At 66.0% G+C, this 22,340-nt stretch carries 9 protein-coding genes and 5 pseudogenes; 6 read left to right on the top strand and 8 right to left on the bottom strand.

The features are described 5' to 3' along the window. Positions 1–110, top strand: a pseudogene (locus tag VHL31_RS01295) (IS5/IS1182 family transposase); the annotation flags it as partial. 827 nt (positions 111–937) lie between these two features. After that, positions 938–2,086, top strand: a complete 1,149-nt coding sequence (locus VHL31_RS01290) for a serine hydrolase domain-containing protein (protein ID WP_329659390.1) — start codon at positions 938–940, stop codon at positions 2,084–2,086. On the opposite strand, the gene VHL31_RS01285 is transcribed toward VHL31_RS01290, so the two are convergent. The 6 genes and pseudogenes from VHL31_RS01285 to VHL31_RS01265 all read right to left on the bottom strand — a co-directional run bounded on the left by VHL31_RS01285 (position 2,067) and on the right by VHL31_RS01265 (position 17,383). Next, positions 2,067–5,816, bottom strand: a complete 3,750-nt coding sequence (locus VHL31_RS01285) for a type I polyketide synthase (protein ID WP_414653621.1) — start codon at positions 5,814–5,816, stop codon at positions 2,067–2,069. The genes VHL31_RS01290 and VHL31_RS01285 overlap by 20 nt on opposite strands. Continuing rightward, positions 5,813–5,989, bottom strand: coding sequence for an acyl carrier protein (locus tag VHL31_RS26835; protein WP_414653622.1), 177 nt, complete (start codon positions 5,987–5,989; stop codon positions 5,813–5,815). The genes VHL31_RS01285 and VHL31_RS26835 overlap by 4 nt, the downstream gene beginning before the upstream one ends. A 203-nt stretch (positions 5,990–6,192) precedes the next feature. Next, positions 6,193–13,608, bottom strand: a pseudogene (locus VHL31_RS01280) (amino acid adenylation domain-containing protein); the annotation flags it as partial. A gap of 908 nt (positions 13,609–14,516) precedes the next feature. Further along, on the bottom strand, positions 14,517–16,109 hold the full coding sequence (locus tag VHL31_RS01275) for an NAD(P)/FAD-dependent oxidoreductase (RefSeq protein ID WP_329659387.1): 1,593 nt from the start codon (positions 16,107–16,109) through the stop codon (positions 14,517–14,519). A 14-nt stretch (positions 16,110–16,123) separates the two neighbouring features. Further along, positions 16,124–16,870 (bottom strand): 4'-phosphopantetheinyl transferase family protein, encoded by a 747-nt coding sequence (locus VHL31_RS01270; protein ID WP_329659386.1) that lies wholly within the window; start codon positions 16,868–16,870, stop codon positions 16,124–16,126. A 15-nt stretch (positions 16,871–16,885) separates the two neighbouring features. Then, a complete protein-coding gene (locus tag VHL31_RS01265) occupies positions 16,886–17,383 on the bottom strand; it encodes a hypothetical protein (RefSeq protein ID WP_329659385.1) in 498 nt (165 codons plus the stop codon). Between the two features lie 706 nt (positions 17,384–18,089). Between VHL31_RS01265 and VHL31_RS26830 the strand changes: the two are divergent. Next, positions 18,090–18,281 (top strand): annotated as a pseudogene (locus tag VHL31_RS26830) (DUF6538 domain-containing protein); the annotation flags it as partial. Next, positions 18,278–18,718 (top strand): hypothetical protein, encoded by a 441-nt coding sequence (locus tag VHL31_RS01260; protein WP_329659384.1) that lies wholly within the window; start codon positions 18,278–18,280, stop codon positions 18,716–18,718. The pseudogene VHL31_RS26830 and the gene VHL31_RS01260, both read left to right, overlap by 4 nt. Here the strand turns inward: VHL31_RS01260 and VHL31_RS26825 are convergent. Beyond that, a pseudogene (locus VHL31_RS26825) lies at positions 18,646–19,255 on the bottom strand (transposase); the annotation flags it as partial. The gene VHL31_RS01260 and the pseudogene VHL31_RS26825 sit on opposite strands and share 73 nt — an antisense overlap. A gap of 62 nt (positions 19,256–19,317) precedes the next feature. After that, positions 19,318–20,402, bottom strand: a pseudogene (locus VHL31_RS01245) (DUF3500 domain-containing protein). Between the two features lie 425 nt (positions 20,403–20,827). Here VHL31_RS01245 and VHL31_RS01240 point away from each other — a divergent pair. Next, a complete protein-coding gene (locus VHL31_RS01240; RefSeq protein ID WP_329659382.1) occupies positions 20,828–21,262 on the top strand; it encodes a DoxX family protein in 435 nt (144 codons plus the stop codon). A gap of 60 nt (positions 21,263–21,322) precedes the next feature. Further along, entirely contained in the window at positions 21,323–22,207 is an 885-nt protein-coding gene (yghX, locus tag VHL31_RS01235; protein WP_329659381.1) for a YghX family hydrolase, read from the top strand. The last annotated feature ends 133 nt before the right edge of the window (positions 22,208–22,340 follow it).

Here is a 22,340-nt window from a genome sequence, read left to right as displayed (position 1 = left end):
GGCTGTCTCGCTCTCGTCGCCTTGCTCGCGACTACGAGCGCCTGCCTGAAACGGGCCTCGCCATGATCCACACCGCCATGAGCCGCATCATGCTTCGACGCCTCGCATAACCGTCCCAGCCACTTTGCGGACAGTCAGTTACCCCGAACGGCGTGGTCCCAACGTCCAGTCAGATCATCAGCTCTGCACCGCGTCGGTACATTTGAGGTAGTTCTTGCCGAACCGTCCGGCCGCGTAACCCATTGCGTTGAGCAGTTCGGCGATCGAAACGTACTTTTTCTGCAGCCCGAGTGGAGAGCTGGGCAGGCCGATCTTGGTCGGAGGCCATGCGGATCGGCGACCGGCCAGTGCTGAAGGCGGCGCGTCCAGCCATGCAGGTCTGCTGCCGTACCAGTCGGTGAACGAGGCGCCCAGCCGGTCAATGTTGGGCGTGTGTTAGTCCATGATGCCAAAGTTCAAGGCGCTGACGTTGAACCAGTCGACGTCATTCCCCCAGATGACCAGGATGTTCGGCTTCTTAGGTTCCTGGGCGGCAAGCGGTGGGACCACTAGGCCCATCATTGCCGTCCGTGGCTTCCGCGCAAACTTCCGCAGCAGGCCATCGAGGCAGCGCTGGTGCACTCGATCCGGAATGAGGCCGAGCCTGCCGACACGGGTGGTGGCCTGCTCGCCAATCGGAAGGTGCTGATAAACGCCTGGGCTGATCAAGCTCTGACACTCGACCCCGAACATTGAATAGGGACGGGCACCAGGGCCCGGGTGCCTTCGGTCGTGAAGGGGAACCTTGATCTTTGCTGCCGACGCGAAGTTGATGTTGGTGGACGGATCCAGGGAACAGGGCAGGTGCCTTCCTCATGTCCGCTATGCCCTACAGCCACGTCGATGGCATCACGATGCCCATGATCCCGCACCACGCCTCCATGAAAGGTGAACGCCGATGCTGCCTGATCTTCGCTGTGTCGGCATTCTTCTGCTGACGCTGATGGCATGGCTGACCGACCTACCCGTGGGCGCTGCGACGCTCACCCCCGAGCGGCTCGCGGAGGCCGACAAGCTGATCCGCACAAAGCTGGCGACCGAGGGTGCGCCACCTGGTCTTGCGATTGCAATCCTCGCGGGTGCCCATCCCGTCGCGACGATGAGCTATGGGACAGCCAATCTGGAGCAGTCGACGCCGGTCGATGTCGAATCGATCTTTCCGGTTGCATCCATTACCAAGGTGTTCACGGCGCTCGCGATCCTCCAGCTTGAACAGGCAGGGCGGCTGTCGACGGAGGACGCCCTTTCGCGCTTCCTGCCCAACTTTCCCAACGCAGCGCAGATCACCCTGAGCGACCTGCTCGTCCACACGTCCGGCATCGCCGAGTTCACGGATATCCCGACCTTTGCGGACCACCAGGAGCGCGATTGGAAGCCGGACGAGCTGATCGCGATGGTCGCCGCGGCCCCGCCACTGCACGCGCCCCGCCAAGTCTGCCTCTACAGCGATTCCGGCTATATCCTGCTGGGACGGATCGTCGAGCTCGCAAGCGGCCAACCCTTCATGGAATACGTGAAGGAGCGGGTGGCACAGCCGCTCGCAATGCCGAGTGTAGCGGCCGGTACGCATCGCGACCTGGTGCCGCATCGCGTCGACGGCTATGTCCAAGACGGCAGCGGCTGGATCAACGCTCCCTATGTCAGCCTCCAGGCGCCCTGGGCCGCCGGCGGCCTCACGGCGCGTGTCGACGACTTGGTTCGGTTGGCCCCGGCGCTGAAGGCTGACGGGCCGCTGCTCCAGCCTGCAAGCTATGCCAAGATGGTCGCGCCGGTTGTCCTGGCCGGCGGCAAGGCCTGTCGCCTCGACCTGCCCGGCGCCAACGCGACTTACGGATACGGTCTGGAGATCGTCCACTTCGACGACTTGCCGGACCACCGGGCGATCGGCAAGAGTGGCGTCTTTCCCGGTTATGGCGGGTACTTCGCCGCATTCGAGGGCAGCGACCTGGCCGTGGCTGCCCTGGCCAATGCCGATGGCAGCCTGCCATTCACCGTCGAGGCGGTGCACGACATCGCCAAGCTGTTTCTCAGCGGGCCGACACCATAGGAGCTTCCAGTGCGCGATCGAGCCGGGCAGCGATTGCCGCGACGTGCGGCTGCCGCATCATGGAAAGATGGCTGCCGCTAACCTCGATCACCTCCAGGCAGCGGCCCAGCCGTGACTGCCAGGGGCGTTCGGGATGTGCCGGTGTATGGGTGTCGCGCTCGCGGGCCCGGAAGAACAGGACACGCTCCGGCAGGGGGCAAGGCTCGATCCGGTAGACATGCATCGCCTCGGTGTTGGCCTGGAACACCCGCAGGTGCAGGTCCAGATCGGCGACGGTCGTGTTCGGTGGAAGCACCTTGCCGCACCTGGCGATGAGCTGCTCGATCATACTGGTCCGGCCAAGCGCGCGCAGCGGCTCGGCCGGCAGGGGACAGCCCAGCAGTCCTGCAACATAGCTCACGACGGCAGCATCGTCGCTCAGCTCCTCCGGCAGATCTTCCATGGCCGGCGTGTCAATCAGGGCCAGCATGTCCACGTAATCGCCGGTTTGACCGAGCTGCCGGGTGACCTCGTAGGCGAGCAGCCCTCCGAACGACGATCCTGCCAAGCGGTAAGGCCCAACCGGCTGCACCCAGCGGATCGCGTCGAGGCAGCGCGCCGCGGCCGCTTCCACGCGCCGGTCAGGTGGTGTGACCCCGTCCAGGGCGGCGGCCTGCACGGCATGGACGGGAATGTCGCCCTGCAGGGCTGTTGCCAGATCACTGTAGAAATTGACAGTGCCGCCCACCGCATGGAGCAGGAACAACGGTGGACAGTCCGTCTGGCCACTGCGGAGAGTCACCAGCGCGAAGGGGCGCTCGCCGCGGGTGAGATTGCTGTTGGAGGCTGCCGCCATCCACGCGGCTAGGGCGTCGGGGGTCGGCGCCTCCAGGAGTGCGTGCGGCGGGACCTGGATGTCGAACCGGCTGCTCAGGATCGCGGCTACCCTTACCGCCAGCAGCGAATCGCCGCCCAGTGCATGGAAGTTGCTGGTGGGCGTGACGTGGGCATGACCGAGCAGCTGTTGCCAGATCAGCGCGATTTCCGCCGCACGCGCACCGATGGCCTGGATGGGCGCGATTGCCGCGCCGATAGCAGGTTCCGCCGTCCGCTGCGGGACCGAGGCTTCCGTTGGTGCTGGGATCCAATGACGGATGCGCTCGAACGGGTAGGGCGGCAACGGCACACGGCGGGCTTGCGGCTCGAGGTTGCGCCAGTCGAGAACGAGGCCCTCGGTCCAGAGGCCGCCCATTGCCGTGCGCGGTGCCGCGTCGTCGTCGCAAGGCAGCGCCGCGAAGGCAGCGGTCGGCAACGTATCTCCTGCCATTCGGTGACGCAGGGCAAGACGCGTGAGTGTGGTGCCGGGACCTACTTCCAAAAAGCGTCGGTAGCCGGCCGCCAGCAAGGTGGCCATCCCGTCGCTGAAGCGGACTGGTTCTCTCAGGTGCTGGACATAGTAGTCTGGGCTGATCGCCGTGTCAGGCTGCAGCCAGTCGCCGGTCAGCCCGCTGACATAGGGCAGGTGCGGCGGGTGCAGGGTGATGGAGGCCATGATCGCGCGGAAATCGGGCAGGATCGGGTTCATCATACCGGAGTGGAACGCGTGTGATGTGGCGAGGCGGCGGCAGGACACACCCTCCAGTTCCAGGCGCTGCTGCCATGCATCGATCGCTGGCAGGGGACCTGCCAGGACAGTCGAGCCTGGGGCGTTGTGCGCCGCAATTGATACCGTTGCATCATCCGCCAGCCGATCTTCGAGCTGGTCCGCCTCCAGCGATACCGCCAGCATCGCGCCCCGCGGCAAAGCCTGGATCATCCGGCCCCGTGCGACCAGCACGCGCAGGCCATCTTCCAGCGACAGGATGCCCGCAAGGCAGGCGGCGACATACTCTCCGACGCTGTGGCCGAGCATGGCCACCGGCCGGACGCCCCAGCTTTCCAGCAGCTTGGCCAGCGCATAGGACACGGCGAACACGGCGGGCTGCGCCAACTGCGTGTCGCTCAGGCGTCGCCCCGCTTCGGCAAGATCGTCGGTGCCGGTGAGCAGTGGCTCCAGGTCCACGCCTTGCGAGAGCAGGATCTCATAGCAGCGCTCGAGCGTTACGCGGAATGCCGGCTCTGTCCAAGCGAGCCGCCGCGCGATGCCTGGGGTCTGGGAGCCCTGGCCAGGGAAGAGGAAGACGACTTCCGGAGAGGCTGGGTCTGGCGCCGGAGAGCACGTTCCGGGCGAGTTGGCCAGGGTGTGCAGGGCCTGCAGCGCGTCGTCTCGACCTCGGACGACCAGCACGCGTCGGAAGGAGTGATGACGGCGGCTGGTCCCGAGCGTGAAGGCTACGTCGTTCAGGGCGATGTCCGGACGGTCCGCCACATGTTCCGCCAGCCTGCTGGCCATCCGCGCGACGGCTTCGGGCGATCGGCCCGAGAGGGCCAAGAGTACGGGCCGTGCGGGCGCGGCAATGCGGGGTGACGGATCCGGCGATTCTTCAAGGACGAGATGCGCATTGGTGCCGCCCATCCCGAACGAGCTCACTCCGGCACGACGGGGGCCGCTCGGGGACAGCCAGGGCCGCAGCTGGCCGCCGACCACGAACGGCGTATCTTGGAGGTAGGGGGTAGGTGGCTCTGCGTGAAGGCTTGGCAACAGCATGCGCCGGTCGAGCATCAGGGCGAGCTTGACCAAGCTGGCAATACCGGCTGCGGCATCGAGGTGACCGATGCTCGCCTTCAGAGCGCCAAGGCCGCATGGCTGTCCGGGACCGGCATCCGCGCGCAGGGCACGCGAGAGGGCCTTGAGCTCGATCGCGTCGCCAAGTGGCGTACCGGTGCCGTGGGTCTCGACATAGGAGATCGTGTCGGCTGGAAATCCCGCCATGGCTAGCGCATCGGCGATCACCCGGGTCTGGCCAGCGATGCCCGGCGCGGTGTAGCCGATCTTGTCGGCACCGTCGTTGTTGACCGCAAAGCCATGGATGACCGCGTAGATATGGTCGCCCGCCACGATGGCGTCGTCCAGTCGGCGCAGCACGACGGCAGCCACGCCGTTGCCCGGCACGGTGCCGCGCGCATCGGCGCTGAAGGCGCGGCAATGGCCGTCGGGCGACAGGATCCCACCGGGGATGTGCCAATAACCGGTCTGCAGCGGCAGCGAGAGAGTAGCGGCGCCAGCGACGGCCGAGTCGCACTGGCCGTCGAGCAGATGGGTACAGGCGACCGAGACCGCGACCAGCCCGGTCGAGCAGGCGGTGTGCAGCGCGAGACTCGGGCCGGTGAGACCCAACCGGTAAGAGAGGAGGTTGGCCACGCCGCTTGGCTGGTTGGACAGCATCATCTGGAAGGGATCGTCGCCGGCCGTGGCGGCGGCATTGGCCAGCAGATGGCTGTGGTAGTAGCTGCTGATCGTCGAGATTCCGGCAAATACCCCGATCCGCTCGCCGGCGGTCTCGCGCCAGCTGCCGGCGTCTTCGAGCGCATGCCAGGCGCATTCCAGAAAAAGGCGTTGCTGCGGGTCGAGCAGCGCCGCGGCACGGGGGCTGAAGCCAAAGAACTCGGCGTCGAAGCAGTCGGCGTCGGCCACGATGCCCTTGGCGGGGACACGGTGCGCTCCGTCCGGAGATGGTCCGGCCAACGCATCTTCCTCGATGCGGTCGATGCACTCGGTGCCTGCGGCCAGATTGCGCCAGAACGAGAAGACGTCGTCGGCACCGGGGAACCGGCCGGCCACGCCGACGATCGCGATGGCGTCCGCCTTCATGGTCTGGCCAGATCGCGCCGTCGCGTCCGGCGCGGCTGCACGACTGGCATCGTGACCGCCTTACCCTCGCCTTCGAGCCAAGCCGCCAGCCGGGCAACTGTCGGATGGCCGAAGAGCTCCAGCACCGGCACATCACGGCCGAGTGTGCTTTCCAGCCGCGCCTGCACGCGCATGATGCCGAGCGAGGTGCCGCCCAAGTCGAAGAATTCTCGTCGTGGCCGACGCTGGGGCGGCCCAGCACCTCGCACCAGATCGAAGCGACCAGCGCACGCATGTTCACCGATCGGCCCATGGGCCGGGATGGCGGCCTGTCTGCCGGTGCAACGATGATTTCCTGCGAGTGGCTGCCGAGTCCCGGGCTCAAGTCGGTCGCCGCCTTCAACCGTGCAATCGGCAACGTTGGATCGTCCGCCAGAGCATGCAGGAGCCTGGTGTAAGCCTGGGCCAACCGCTCGATCGTTGCCGCCTGGAACAGGTCCAGTGCGTATTCAAACGTTCCTTCCAGCACGCCGCCGTGCTGCTCGATCGACAGGGTCAACTCGAACTTTGCGGTGGCAGTCCCGACGGGCAGGCGCTCGACCGACAGGCCGGGGCCCGCGAAGCTGTCGAGATCACCAGCGTTCTGCAGGATGAACATGACCGGCGTGAGCGGCGGCCGGCTCGGGTCGCGCGGGACAGCCAGGGCGTCCAGCACCCGGTCGAACGGCAACGCCTGATGGACGAAGGCATCGGCCGCGGCCCGCCCGACCGTCGCGAGCAGCTCGATGAACGGCGCATCCGGCCGGTCCAATCGTGCCCGCAGCGCTACCGTGTTCACGAACAGGCCGAGCGCGTCCATCTGCGCCGGATGCGAGCGATTCGCCACGGGCGTCGCGACGAGCAGGTCCGACGTCCCGGTCCATCGCGCCAGCAATATATCGAACGCCGTCAGTAGCACCGTGAACAGGGTGGCGCCTCGCTCGGCAGCGATCCGATGCAACTGGTTCGTCAGCCCGGCCGGCAGGGCGAAGGAGACGGTCGCACCTCGCTGCGTCATGGCTGGCGGGCGCGGCAGGTCGGCTGGCAGGTCGAGGGTGGCCGCATCCCGAAGCTGCTGACGCCAGAAGGTGACTTGTGCATCCTCGCGGCCAGCCACCAGCTGCTGCCGTTCCCACGCAGCGATGTCCGCATACTGGGCCACCGGCACCATCGCCGGGCTTGTGTCATCGCCATTCAATGCTGACCGATAGCGGGTGCCCAACTCGCGCAGCAAGAGGGCCAGCGACCAGCCGTCCGTGATCGCATGATGCTGGTTCAGGAGCAGGACGTGGTGGAGCGGACCCAGGCGGAGCAGGTGCGCGCGGATCATGGGCCCGGCTTCGAGGTCGAAGGGCTGCCTTGCCAGGCTTGCCAAGCGCTCGCCAAGGCGAGCTGGCGGAACCGTCTCCAGCGAGAGCGGCAGGGAGAAGGATGGCTCGATCTCCTGGCGCAACTGCCCATCATCGGCGACCAGCCGGGTGCGCAGGATCTCGTGGTCGGCTGCAAGCCCATCGAGTGCTAAGGACAGGGCGCCGATATCCAGCCTCCCCTCGATCCGCAGCGCCAATGGAACGTTGTAGGTAGCCCGGTCCGTGATCACCCGGTCGAGGAACCACAACCGCTCCTGCGCGAACGACGCAGGCAACTTATGGCTGCGATCCGCAGTCGGAACAGGCGACGAGGCTGGAGTCACTGCGGCGGCGACCATCGGGGCCAGAGCGGATGCCGTCCGGTGCTCGAACAGGGCTGCCAGCGGGACCTCTGCGCCGAGCCGCTGGATGATCCTTGCCACCACCCGCACCGCGTGCAGCGAGTGGCCGCCATGTGCGAAGAAATCGTCGGCCGGTTCGATGGGCCTGCCCAGGATCTCGGCGAAGATGTCGACCAGGGCAGCCTCGATGGTGCCGGCCGGTCCGATTGCCGGATCAGACGGCAGCGCGACGTCCCCGTCCACCGCAGGCAGCGCTGCCCGGTCGACCTTGCCGGAACTATTGAGTGGCAGCCGCTCGAGTCGCACCAACCGTGCCGGCACCATCGCCTCGGGCAAGATCCGGCTGAGGGCAGCCCGAATGGCGGCCTGATCGGGTGCGTCCGCAGCTGCGGCCAGATAGGCCACCAGCTCCGTCTCGCCACGATGCGGCCGCGCTAGCACCAGCGCCTGGCGGATGCCTGGGACGCTTTCGAGTGCCGCCTCGATTTCCCCCAGCTCGATCCGTACCCCGCGCACCTTCACCTGGAAGTCGGTGCGACCGAGATAGTCGAGAATGCCGTCTGGCCGACGGCGCACCAAGTCGCCGGTACGGTAGAGCCGGCCGGGGCCGAACGGGTTGGGTACGAACCGATCGGCGGTGAGTTCCGGTCGATTCAGATAGCCGCGTCCGACCTGCACGCCGCCGATCCACAGTTCGCCTGGCAGGCCGGGCGGCAGGAGGCGCATCCGCGTGTCCAGGACATGGAGCTGGGTGTTCCAGACCGGGCGGCCGATTGGCACGATGTTGCCGGGTTCGTTCGTGCTGCAGGCATGCTCGCTCACATCGACCGTAGCTTCCGTCGGCCCGTACAGGTTGTGCAGCTCTGCCGCGGGCAGCGCGTTGAGTACCTGCCGCGGCAGCTCGGAGGAAAGCGCCTCGCCGCTGCAGAAGATGCGCCGCAGGCTGCCGAGCCTGGCAACATCGACGACCTCCAGGAAGACGCGCAGCATCGACGGCACGAAGTGCAGCGTGGTGATGCATCGGTCCTTGATCAGGCGCGCAAGATAAGCCGGGTCCTTGTGGCCGCCCGGCCGGGCGAACACCAGGCGGACGCCTACCATCAGCGGCCAGAAGAATTCCCATACCGAGACGTCGAACGAGAAGGGGGTCTTCTGCAGCACCCGGTCGTCGGGTCCCAGGGGATAGGTCGCCTGCATCCAGAGGATGCGGTTCACCAGGCTGCGATGCTCGATCATCGCGCCCTTGGGCCGGCCGGTCGAACCCGAGGTATAGAGGACATAGGCGAGGTCGCCCGGTCCTGGCGCCGGTACTGTTCGCTCCGCAGGACCTTGCTCCGCCGTCGTGTCGTCGAGCAGCACAAGGCGTGCCCCCGGAATGGTGCACACCTTGCCGGAAAGTTCGCTCGTGCTGACGATCAGCGCGCAATCGCTGTCCTGTGCCATGAAGGCCAAGCGCTCATCCGGATGGTCCGGATCGAGTGCGACATAGGCGCCGCTGGCCTTCAGCACCGCCAGGATCGCCGTGATCAGGCCAAGGCCGCGTTCCAGGCACAGGCCGATCCGCGTGTCGGGGACGAGTGGCCGAGCCAGGTCGGCTGCATGTTGCGCGCGCAACCGGTGCGCCAGCCGGTTGGCGGCGGCATCCAGTGCCGCATAGGTCAGCGTTCGGCCGGCATCGTCCTCGACCGCCACGGCATCGGGTGTCCGCCCGACCTGCGCGTCCAGCAGCGCGTTTGCGGTGGCGGCGGGGTCGATGGAATGGTCGGTCGCATTGCACTGCGCAAGCAGCCATTCCCGTTCGCTCGGCGCAACCAGCTCCAACCGGTCGACCGGTTGGCTCGCGTCGGCTGCCAATGTCGTCGCGAGATGGACGAGATGGCCCATGAGGGTAGCGATCGCCGACGCCTCGAACTGGTCGGCATCGTACTGCAGCGTGAAGGTCAGCGCCTCGCCCGGCATGACCATCAGCAGTAGCGGGAAGTTGGTCTTGTCGTGGACGGTGGCAGCCCCGGCGCCGAGTGGACCGACGGATGCCCCGGCGGAGGGATAGTTCTCGAACACGGTGACGCTGTCGAACAGGGCCGTTTCGGGCGGCATGTCGCTCACGGCCTGGATCTCGGCGAGCGAGAGGTGGCTGTGATCGCTTCCCGCCTCGACCCAGGCATGCATGTCGCGCAGGGCCGCCGCCACGGTGATGCCTGGTTCCAGCGACACGCGCACGGGGACGATGTTCGCGACGAGGCCGATGACCCGGTCGATGCCGGGGAAGGTATTGGCGCGGCCGGAGACGATCGTGCTGAACAGAACCTCGCGGCTGCCACCGGCATAGGCGGCGAGCAGGCAGCCCCAGGCCAGCTGGACGGCGGCATTGAGGGTGACGCCCTCGCTTCTCGCCAGCTGCTCCAGTCGTCTCGTCGTCCGCTGGTCGAGCTGGCCCTTATGCGAGCCGAGTGCCGTCACCGGCTGATGGCCCCTGGACACGCCGCCTGGGCGCCGGATTGGGATATCGGTGGGAAGCGAGAACCCGCGCAGGCGTTCACGCCAGAACGTCCGCGCCTGTTCGGCGTCCTGTCGGCGCAGCCAAGCGACATAGCTGCCATAGGATGGTGGTGCCGGTACTGGCGTCGCAGGTTGCCCTTGCCGGATGGCCTCGTACCGGCGACCGAGCTCGTCGAGCAGGAGCGGGACGCACCAGCCGTCCAGCAGGATGTGATGATGGGTCCAGAGCATCACCCAGCTGTCCGATGCCAGGCGCAGGAGGGCTACCCGCATGGCGCCCGTCCGTTCCAGGTCGAACCCGGTCGTCCGCTCGGCCAGTCGCTCTGCTTCGATAGCCGCCGCCTCCGCGGCTTTGTCGGGAAGCTCCGTGAGATCGGCCAAGCGCCACGACAAGAGACCGGCCGCATGGACGACCTGCACGGGATGGCTGAGCCCGCGCCAGGCGAACCGGGTGCGCAGGACGTCATGCGCCATCACCAGCTCCTGCCATGCAAGGCGCAGCGCCTCGGGTTCGATTGGCGCGGCGCAACGCCAGTCGAACTGCACGACGTACTGATCCGATGCCGGGCTGTGGAGGGCGTGGAACAGAAGGCCTTCCTGCAGGGGCGTCAGCCGGTAGATGCCGACGGGCAGGCCACGGTCGCCTTCAACGAGGCTGGCCAGCTCCTCCGCCGGGAGCCCTGCAGCGGGGAAGTCCGCAGGCGTCACGCGCCTGGATGTCTGGCGGCCGCAATGGTCGGCCACCCGGCGCAAACGGTCCAGGAAACCGGTGGCGAGCCCATCGGCCCAGCCCGCGGGCAGGCCCGGGTCGCCCGCCGTCAGCCGCACCTCGAAGACGCCACCGGCAACGAACGCGGTAACGTCGAGTCGGCTCGTGGCCGGGTTCTGCGGCGCCACCATCAGCCCCGGCGGCTCGGGTGCCATCTCCCAGCCGGCTGCAGCCAGCCCGTCGAGCTGGCCCAGATAGTTGAAGGTGATCTCCGGCTCGGCTCCCGCAAGCTTGCCAGCGAGTTCACGGAGCACGCCATAGCTCAGACCGTTGTGCGGTACGCCGCGGAGCTGTTCCTTGATGGCGACGATGACTCGGCCGGGATCATCGGCCGGCTCGTCCGGGAGTTCGAAACGGACCGGAAAGCGGCTCGTGAACCAGCCGACCGTCGCCGAGACGTCGAGCCCGACAGCCTCCTCGCGTCCGTGGCCTTCAAGGAGGAGCGCCACGCTGCGATCGCCGCCGCAAGCTGCGGCGATCGCCGGAACGAGGGCTGCCAGGATCAGTTCATGGACCCTCGTTCCATAGGCGTGGGCAGATTGCTGAAGCAGGCCGGTCGTGCTCTCCCGATCAAGACGGCCGATGACCGTTCCCGTCCACCGATCGCTGGGGCCGATGGGAAGCATGGCCGCGGGCCAAAGTGCCGCCCGCCAGTGACCGAGCGAAGCCACTGTCTCCGGCGCATGAGCGAAGGCCGAGACTGCGTGAGCCCAGCTGCCAAAGCTGGCCCCGGCTGGAGGGAGAGTTCCCGTGGGATCGTCCACCAGCCTTACCAGCTCGTCGAGCAGGATGCGCCAGGAGACGATGTCGACCGCCAGGTGATGGACGGCCAGCAGGATGCGCTGACGGCCGTCGGGGTGGCCTTGGACCAGGCCGGCCGCGAGCAGTCGGCCTTGTTCAAGGTCGAAGCTTGCCTGCCACGCCGTGAGTTGCTCCTGGAGGGCCGCCTCGTCGGCGGCTGCGAGACACCAGCTCCTCACAGTGGGCGTGACAGCGTCGGCAGGTGCCTGCTTCCAGTGTTCCCCGGCATTGCGCCGGTATCGCATGCGCAGCGCATCGTGGCGGGCGATCAGGCAGCCCAGCGCGTGCGCCAGCCGCTCGGGCGTGACCGCATGCGGTGGAACTAGCAGGAAAGCCTGATTGAAATGGTGCGGGGCCGGCAGGCCCAGACCGAAGAACCAATGTTGGATTGGCGTGAGCGGCGGCGGGCCGGAGGGCGTGGGGGCCGGACCGGATCCACCTGGAATGTCCAAGGTCGTGCGTGCCGCCAGGCGCTCGACCGTGCGCGCCTGGAAGATGTCGCGTGGCGCCAGCTGCAGGCCCTGCTCGCGCGCTCTGGCCACAACCTGGATCGACAGGATCGAATCGCCGCCGACAGCGAAGAAATCGTCCGCCAGGCCCACGGCGTCGTTGCGCAGGACATGGCGCCAGATCGCGAGCAGACGCTTGGCGACGCCGGCGTCGCCGGTGGACTGCTGTGTTTCTGCCGCTACTGGTGGCGGCAGCGCGCCGAAATCGATCTTGCCGCTGGCCTTGGTGGGCAGGTGCGGCATGTGCACCAGAAATGCCGGGACCATATAGGCGGGCAGGCAGCCCTCCAGGTGACGGCGCAAGTCGGGGACGGCGAGTTCGGTGTCCGGCCGGCAGGCGTACCAGCCGCCCAGCCGGACATGGCCGTCAGTGTCGATCGGGCGCACGGCCGCCTGGATGACTGCCGGATGCGCAGTGATCGCGGCCTCGATCTCGCCGGGCTCGACCCGGAACCCGTGCAGCTTCAGCTGCCGGTCGATCCTGCCGAGGAAATCCAAGGTGCCGTCGTCCTGCCAGCGTACCAGGTCGCCGGTGGCGTAGAGCCGTGCTTCGACCCTCTCCGTGACCCCGGGATGGCGAAGCTCACGCAGCGCGAAGCGCTGTGTGGTCAGCCCAGGGTCGTTCAGATAGCCGCGGGCCAAGCCGTCGCCGCCGACATGCAGCTCGCCTGCGACGCCGGGCGGCACGGGCATGCCGGTCGGATCGAGAACGTAGGCGGTCGAGTTGGCGATTGGTCGCCCGATCGGGATCGACCGGGTGCCGTCCGCCACCGAGCCGATCAGATGGCAGGTCGAGAAGGTGGTGTTCTCGGTGGGACCGTAGCCGTTCACGAGGTGCCGGGGCGACCCGGCCGGGCATTTCAGGACGGCACGGATCATCGCCGGGTTGAGGGCACCGCCGCCGACCAGCAGATAGTCGAGGCAGCGGAACATGTCCGGACGCTGGCCTGCTAGCTGGTCGAACAGTGCGGCGGTCAGCCAGAGTACGTCGACCCGTTCGGCCACGAGCTCGGTCGCCAGGGCCTCCGGATCGAGCAGCGTGTCATTGGCTAGGACGACCAGCGTCGCGCCGTTCAGCAAGGCGCCCCAGATCTCCAGCGTGATCGCGTCGAACACGGCATTGGAGGCGAGCGCCACTCGCCCGCCTTCCCGGATGCGGATGAAGTCGCTGCCGACCACGAGACGGACGACCGCCCTCTGCTCGACCAGAACGCCCTTGGGCGTGCCGGTCGTGCCGGAGGTGAAGCAGACATAAGCGAGGCCATGCGGATCCGGCTTGTGCCGGGACGGCCGCTCGCTGGCTTCAGCCATATCGTCGAGCACGAGCAGTGGACAGCCATCTCCAGCCAGCCCATCGGCATCGGCCGTGCTGGCGACCACCAGCGCTGCAGCGCCGGTCTCGTCCAGCATGTAGCGCGCCCGTGCCATCGGATAGCCGGGGTCGATCGGGACATAGGCAGCGCCGGCCTTGAGAATGCCGAGCATGGCGACGACGAGCTCGCGCGCGCAGCACGATCTCGATTGCCGAGCCCACGAAGATGATGACGTTGATAACTTTCGCCGCAATCTGCGACGTCTCGAGATTGTCGGGCAGCCCGAACACGAGGGTGCCCATGAGCAGGTAGAAGAAGACGTTCGTGATGTTGGCGCCGTTGTTGAACCGGCGGGCCGACTCGACGCGGTAGCGGTGCGCCATCTCGGAGCGGCGCACCAGGTAGTTGTCGTACAGATCGGCGCTGCGCGCCGTGTTGAGCTTGACCTCCTTGAAACCGCCCAGCAGATGGCTGAACGCGCTGTAGAACTCCATGTCCGCCATGCCGGCACGGCGCAGGATCGTCGCACTGTGCAGCTGGCTCTGGCGGTAGAAGTAGACGGCGCTGCCGAACAGGGCGGCCGTGATCAGGAAGGCGTAGATCGACAGCGACGCCACATAAAGGGCCGAGCACAGCAGCATCATCGCCGACGACGCGCCATGCACGATGATGGTGCCGGCCTCGGAAAGGATCTGGGTGTCGCGCGGCAGGACGACCTGAAGCTCCGTACTGATCTGCTCGAACTCGGTCAGCCGGGCGCGCCTGACCTTGTCGGCGATGCGCGTCCTTGTGCGGTCGAGCATCGTCTCGATCGTCCGCGACGTGGCACTGAGTGCGAAACTCTTGCAGGTCAGGAAGACTGCGCAGGAAAGAACGAAGATCCCGAGCAGCGTGATCTGGGCCGAAACCTGCTTTTGGTATTCGGTGACCGTGTTGATCACCGTCATGACCAAGCCCATCGCGACGCCGGCGGCGATCGTGCACACCACGATCCGCAGGCGATCCGGTCCGGCCTGCTCCAGCAGGAGACGAAGAAACTTCACGTGGGCAGCCGAGCCATCCGGTTGGTTGCAGGCGCCATCAAGCCGCCGCGCGCAACTGCTCGATCAACCAGTGGTCGGTCTCCAGCAGGGCCGTGATGCCCAGGCGGCCGAAATGCGCGGATGGATCGGCATAGTCGAAGTTCGGCGGCAGAGGTCCAAGCCCACGATAGATGTCGAAGATCTGATCGATCGCCTCCTCCTCATGCATCTCGTTACGCGCGACCCGCGCCATCAGCCCGTAGGCCTCGCGCATCCGCTCGGCCACCTTGGGATGGTCGGGGGTGAGCGCACCCGGCACGGCCGGCCGGTCGAGATGCTGGAAAGCCTCGCTCTTGCCGGTGCGCTCGAACTCCATGAAGGCCTTTGCCAGCCGCAGCACGCCATAGGTCTGGCTCAGGCCCCAGAAGCGGAACCAGGTGTTCCAGAGGTCGAAACTGCGGAACGACGTGTAGGCGCCGTGGACGAGGCGGTCGTTCCAGGCCAGGGTCTCCCGCTGCAGCAGCTCCAAGGGCTGCAGCCGCTCAGCGGAGAAATCGCCATTCCTGGCTCCTTGGAGCAGCAACTCCGCCATGAGGCTCACGACCTCCATGGAGTTGGACAGGCCACGTGAGAACAGGGGATCGACGAAGCCGGAGGAATGGGAAAGCAGGCACCAGCGGTCGCCGACATTGGTGCGCGACGTGTACTGCAGCCGGCCGGAGGTGACCCATTCGCGGACGGGCTTCGCATCCGCGAACTGCGCCTGGACGTCCGGGTAGTCGGCGATCAGCGTCTTGAACTCGTCGAGCGGGTCGCCCGCCGGCTTCGGGCGCCGGCGAGGGTCGAGCTGGAGGCCGACGCTGACGATCGGGTTCGTATGCTCGGGATGGTTGTTGAATGGAATCACCCACATCCAGCCCTCGCGGAAGATGTGGTGCAGCGTTCCCTGGTGCCAGGCAGCCAGCGGCGGCCGAGGTGCCTCCGGCGCCAGACAGTCGTCGAACGGCCGCACGTCGATCATGTGGGTGAACAGCGTACGAGACTCGATCGTGACCTGGGGATCCTGGTCGCGCACCCCCAGTTTCTTCGCGAGGAACGAGGCATAGCCGCTGCCGTCGACGAAGCACTGTACGCGAAAGTCGATGTCACGGTCGGTGCTGACGGTGACCCCGTCGGCATCGAACTGCAGGTCCCTGATGGCGGTCTTCTGATGGACCTTGCAACCGTAGCGAATCGCTGTCTGCAGGAGGTACGCGTCGATGTCCTGCCGATAGAGATGGCTTTCCGAGAAGTTCGCCCGCGCCACACCTAGCTGATGGCATTCCTGCGGGTTGTGGTGCCTGCCCGGGCGCTCGAACAGGAACCCGAAATTGCTCTTCTTTCCGCAGGTCCGGGTGATCGTACGGTTGATCTCCTCAAAGGAGGTGATCCGGTCGAGCTCGGGGATCCCATGGCGCAGCGCCATCGACTTGATCAACAAGGAGGTCTGCGGGATCGTCGATTCGCCGATCGCGAACTGCGGGTGCTGGTCCTTTTCGATCAGCACAACGCTGAGACCGTGCTTTGCCAGGATCATGCCCAGGATGGAACTCGCGATGGCACTGCCCGCGATCGCGATGTCATAGGTCTTGCGCACGCGGTTGTCCGGCATCAGGCGACCCCCCTTCATTCGGGCAGGGCAGGATCGAGCATGGCGTCAGCTTGGTGTACAATGCAACAGAACTTGTCGGATGCGGCCACGGCGCCGACATAGCCTGGCGCCGGCTCGATGTTTCGGACATGCCAGGTGCCAAGCCTACGATCGGACATGCGGTACCGGTGCAGACCGACCGTGATGGTCGCCGGCTCGACCGACAGGCCGAGGCCACAGGCTTTCAGGACGGCTTCCTTACGAGTCCAGAAGGTGAAGAAGGCAAGGGCGTGCCGGTCGGGGGGCAGGCGCGCCAGCGTGGCGGCCTCGGCCGGCGAGAGCACATGCCCGGCAAGCGCGGCCAGATCCGGCAGGTGCCGGACCGGCTCCAGGTCCACGCCGACCGCGATGCCGTCGCCGACGCCGATCAGAGCCAGTTCGCCGGCATGGGCAAGGCTGAACTCGAGCCGGCTGCCGCGAACGGCCACGTGCGGCTTGCCATGACGACCAATGGCTAGTGGCAGCGAGGGCGGCCCGGCGAGGTGATGGGCAAGCACCAGTCGCAGCCCGCCGTGCGCGACCATGAAGCGGCGCTGATCGTCCGCGTAGGCGAACGATCCCACTCGATCCCGCTCATGGTCGTCCAGCAGGCGTTCAAGTCGGGCGATCTCCGTGTCCGGCTGATCGAGACGCATCGTCCAGATGGCGACGTCTGCCGGTCTTGCCGCGGCCATCTGTGGCTGGCCGGTCTCGGACGTTCGGACGTGGTGCATCTCGGACATAGCTGGCTGCCGGCCCTATCGGACGAACGGCATGGCGAACAGCGCGAGGCAGAGAAAGCCGTGGATTGCAGCACTCGGCAGCGGGATCAAGGCGATGCGGCCGCGTTGCCGGGCAGCTCCACCCAGCACGACGGCGGCCGCGATCCGTACCGGCGAGATGACGGCCAGGAGCGGAAGGATGGTCAGGAAGCAGCTCCAGCGATGGGCGGACCCGAATGGCAGGACCTGCAGCGCGAACGGGATCGCCTTGCGGTTCGGGAGCGTGGTTGTGTGCACCTGCACGGCCGAGGGCGCCGACGCGGCCAAGCACTGCTCGCGGATCCTGCGCCAGAGCCGCATCACGAGATAGATCAGGTAGCCGCCCGTGGTTGCCCGCAGCAAGGCAGACAGATCTGGCGCACCCGCCACAATCAGCCCGGTTGGAAGGATGGAGATCGAGTAGACCAGGGCTTCGGCGACCACCAGCGACCGATCAAATCCGCCGACCGCCACGAACAGAATGGGATCGTCCATCGTTGCCTCAGCCTGCCCGAAAGAGGAGACGACAGCCCGCGCCATCCCGTTCCGGCCACACCATCGTGCCAAGAGGAGACAGTGTGGATCAGGACCATGTCGAAAGCCGAATGCCCACGCGCCGTCAAGCCAGACGCGTCCTCAACTTGACGTGCATCCGTCGTCCAGGGCGTATGATGCTTCGCGCCGCCCTCCATGATGCGGATCCGTCTGGAGATCGCGCCTCCCATGGACCCATGGCATCGGCCTGCCTTGCCGATCGGCGACCTGGACAGCGGATGGAATGGCAGACGACAGACTTGCTGGCCGGTGCGCGGCGAGCAGTCCCGGAGCCGTTGATCAAGCTGCGCTGGCCGCCGTGGAAGCCATCATCAGGATCTGCGACGCACCGGCCGGGCCAATCATCCGGTGCAGCCAGAACGGCGCCAACTGGCGACAGCCTGGTGAGTGTTTGGCTGAAGATTCCTGGCGGAAGCAGTGGGATTCTCCACCATCCGCATTAAGCCGTTAAGGTATAAATGGGCCATGAATACGCGATGGTGATCCCAGTCCTTACCCCGGTATGCGGCTGAATTCTGTCGATGAAGCGGCACTCGTCCAGAAGCCCAAGAGGTCGCTCTGAGACCGCGAGCAACGACTAGGCGTCGGCGTCCGTCCATCCCTCCAGACCACCTCGGGCACTTCCTCCGGCCTCCGCAAGGTCGACAACACCTACGACGCCTTCATGGCCGTTCCAAAAGCGCTCAGGGACCGAGTAGGCCGTCAGCTGCTCGAACGAATCCTGCGCACTGGTGACCTCAAGGACGCCAAGCGGCTTCTCCAGCCTGTCCGGGCAGTGCTCCACGAGGCGATCTACAGGCTCCTGATCCCAAGGTGGAGGCACTGCGGGACGCGATGAAGATGCGTGATCACGTGAGGCAAGCGTCTGCCCGGCCGGGGCAATGGAGCGACGAGCTGGGAGATAATGGACCGTCAGACTACGACCTTTCCTTTGTCGTTGCGCACCAGGAGATCGAGGAGAAGCTCGGCTGGGACGTCGCAGAACGGTATCACACCATCGTCTTCAGCGAGGGGCAGCCTATCGCAGATCTGGTCGCATCCTGGCTGAAGGATGAGGAAGGAAAAGGCGCAAAGTCGAAGTCTCTCCACCGCAAGGAGGCAAAAGAGCTTCTCAGCTACCTCGGCTCACCCGTGGCGTATTCCGGGGACGTCACTCGTGAGAAGGCGGCAGAGCTCCGATCGGAGCATCTTCGCGGCAGCCTCGGATTGAGTGAGGCTACGGCCAAGCGGCCGGAGCCATCCGCGATCAGGCAGGCCTTGGTGCCATCGGGCTAGAGCCCGATCCCCCGGCGGGATGTCAGCACAGCTGACAGGCCGCCACGAGATCGACCAAGTGCCTCACCCGCAGGAGGTCGAGTTCTGTCGCCCCCTTTTGGGCAGCTCCTGCTGCCTTCTGGTGCGCACGGATGTTGCTGCCGTCCAGAAAGGTCATGCCGAGTTGCACGTCCCGTTCCTGCGCCATGCCCAGCAGCCGCTCCCACACGCCCAGGCGGCTCCATCAGCCGTCAGCAGACGGCTGATCCGATCTCCAGCGGAGCGGCGGCCAGCAGGCCGCCGAGGGCGGATGAAGGTCTGCACCGCCATCCATCATGATCTGTCAGGAGGCGGATCATCCATCACCATAGGTGTTCAGGTCAGCAGACCTGAACGGGGCCCGAACCCGGCCGGCAGGCTCCGCCACCTGGCACTGTTCTGAGAGCGCCAGATGATTGCCTCGATGGTGCGCCGCAGGTCGTGATGCTGGGTCTTGTGGTGCGGACGGCACGCCTCGATCAGCGGCGCCAGTACTACCCACTGCGGATCACTCAGCACGCGCGCCATCCGATCCACCATCTGCTGCTCACAACATAACAGACGGGAACAGAATTCAGGAGCTAACGGCCCCTAGCTTGGTGGTCGTGAGCGAGGTGGTGGCGCCGAAGCAGGTCGATGCCGTAGTCACCACCATTGGGCGTTCTTACGACGGTGTGGACGTGACGACGTGTCGGCACGTCCCTTGGTCCTGCGAGAGCAATCGGCCCCTGATGGTCGAACTCGATCAGGATGACCGGACTATGGATGCGGTAGTAGAAGACGGCATCCTCGCCGATCTCGTCGATCCATACGAAGCGCGTCTCGCCCAGGTGGGCATGCACCTCGTCCATCCGCACCGTGGCGTGGCCCTCACGCATGTTCCCGACATAAAGGCCGATCAGCTCCATGAGTGCATCGCGGTGCGGCGGGCTCATCTGCGCTGCCGCAAGACCTTCGAAGGGGATGACCAGGTTGTCCTTGAACATCTCCGCGACATTGTCGGAGCGATTCTTGTCCGGGCGGATCCGGGTGACCGCCTGCTGCTGGGCTGGCAGGGAGCGCATGAAGGCCAGCGCAAGATCCTGCTCCGGCTTGAGGATCGAGATACCCGAATAGTCGCCCGAGGTGGCCGCAATCGGCTCCGACCCCATGAAGGTGGGCGTCATCACGATCTGGTCGCCAAGAACGAAGTAGTTGATGATCAGGTGGTGGCCTTCAATCTGCCATCCCCAGGGCTTGTCGGCCGAAGGTTCGCCGAAGATGGCGAACCAGTAGAGATGCTCGCCATACTCCTCGAAGTTCGAGACGAGCTCGGCGAGATGGTGGTTGAGCCGCATGATGTCACGGGACGTCTTGTAGCCTTTTGCGCTGAGCGAGGCGCGCAGGAGGCTGTAGGCCGCCTCGCGCTGGCCATGGTCATCCTTGCAAGTGAGATGCCTTCCCGCAGAAACCGATGGATTTTGGCCCAATTGCGCCACGCAACATCGTCAACGGGGAAGCGGATCGCCTCTTGTTGTTCGGGATCGAGTGCCGTGAGGAGGTCTTGCGCCGCTTCGACGACTGGCGCCGTCGAGACACCGGTTGGAGCGATCCTGTAAAGATCAAGCCGTGGTGTTCCGTCCGCGGTAACGCCCACCAACGGCTCGGCGAGCGCCCCGCGCGCCATCCCAGCTGGATCGAAGCCGCCCGACTGCTGGGCCATTGCCGGCCTGATCGATGCCCCAAGCAGAAGCGACATGGCGGCAAGATGCAAAGTTGTGCGGCAGCGCGATCCGAACCTGGTGGTCATGGACGTTCTCCTGGCCAGTCCAGCTGACCCACCCTCATCGGTCCGCACCATTTCTACGGCCAGCATCGGCCCAGTGCTGCCAGAATCACTTGAGCGTTGAGGCAGGGGTCGCCTTGCGACAGCACTATGCCTTTGCTGCGTCCAGCGCCCAGCCAGCAAACGTAACGAAGTGTCACAAGGCTTGCCGTCGGTGCAACTTTCGACAGATGGATCTGATCCATTGTCTTGCAGACACAGATCCTCAGGTGCCTCAAGGCCGTCCTCTAGTGCAAGATCCGTCCAACATCATGAGATGAACACACATGAACACCGGCGACCTCCATACTATCTGGGCGCCCCGCGTCCTGAGCATCCTGCGTATCATTGCGGCACTGATCTTCTTCGAGCATGGCACGCAAAAGCTGCTGGGCTTCCCGCTCCACGAGAACCCGCCTGCCTTTCTGTCGATGTCCTGGATCGCGGGGCTGCTTGAGCTGATCGGGGGCGCCTTCTTGATTCTTGGCCTGTTTACCCGGCCGGTCGCCTTCATCCTTTCGGGCGAGATGGCCTTCGCCTACTGGATGGCGCATGCGCCGCGCAGCTTCTTTCCGGTCCTGAACGGCGGTGACGCCGCCATCCTCTACTGCTTCGTGTTCCTCTATCTGGCATTTGCCGGCGGCGGTCCCTGGAGCATGGATGCGCTACGCGCGCGCAAGAACGCCGCCACCTCGTCGCGTCATGCACGACTGACGTCGTAGCTCGCTGCCGGGCTGATCTGGCTTTTCCAAGTCGCCCTGACGACGGAATGGGAGGAAGAATTGACCCGCCTGACTGCAAAAGATTTTCCGCAGGAGCTGCTGGAGCTCTACGACTTCTACGCGCATGGCAAGATCACGAAGCGGGAGTTCCTGGACCGCGCCGGCAGCTTTGCCGTGGGCGGCCTGACGGCAGCAGCCATCCTTGCCTCGCTCAGCCCGAACTACGCGCTCGCCCAACAGGTCGCGGCCAGCGATCCTGGCATCGTCGCGTCGTACATCGACTACCCATCACCAGCAGGTCATGGCGAGGTGCGGGCTTACATGGTGCGCCCGGCCGCGGCACCAGGTCCCGTGCCGGGCGTGGTGGTCGTGCACGAGAACAGAGGCCTCAATCCCTATATCGAGGACGTCGCGCGCCGCGTGGCGAAGGCCGGCTTCGTGGCACTTGCCCCCGATGGCCTGACGTCCATGGGCGGCTATCCCGGCAACGACGAGAAGGGCCGCGAACTCCAGCAGCAGGTCGATCCGACCAAGCTGATGAATGACTTCTTCGCCGCGGTCGAGTTCCTGATGCAGGACGACCGCATCACCAAGGTCGGCATCACCGGCTTTTGCTACGGCGGCGGCGTGGCCAATGCCGCCGCGGTCGCCTATCCGGAGCTTGGCGCAGCCGTGCCGTTCTATGGCAGGCAGCCACCGGTGGCGGACGTGCCGCGCATCCAGGCACCTTTGCTGCTCCACTATGCCGAGCTGGACACGCGCATCAACGAGGGTTGGCCGGCTTATGAGGCGGCGCTCAAGGAGCACGGCAAGACCTACGAGGCCTACATCTACCCGGGCGTGAACCACGGCTTCCATAACGATTCGACGCCCCGTTACGACGAGGCAGCCGCCAAGCTCGCCTGGCAGCGGACGATCGACTGGTTCAAGCGCCACCTTCCCTAGTTGGTTGGTTCCGGGATGAGGTGGTGCGGGCCGCTTCTGAAGATGGAGGGGTTGTCCTTCCAGGCGTCGCCGATGGCCTTGAAAGGCGTCCGCCACTGTAGTGCCTGGCAAAGCTGCAGGCGGTGACGAAGGT

It is taken from the genome of Geminicoccus sp. (assembly GCF_036263595.1).
Classification (GTDB): domain Bacteria; phylum Pseudomonadota; class Alphaproteobacteria; order Geminicoccales; family Geminicoccaceae; genus Geminicoccus.
Note: the sequence above shows the minus strand (reverse complement) of the source record. Positions and strands in the feature narration are given on the sequence as shown.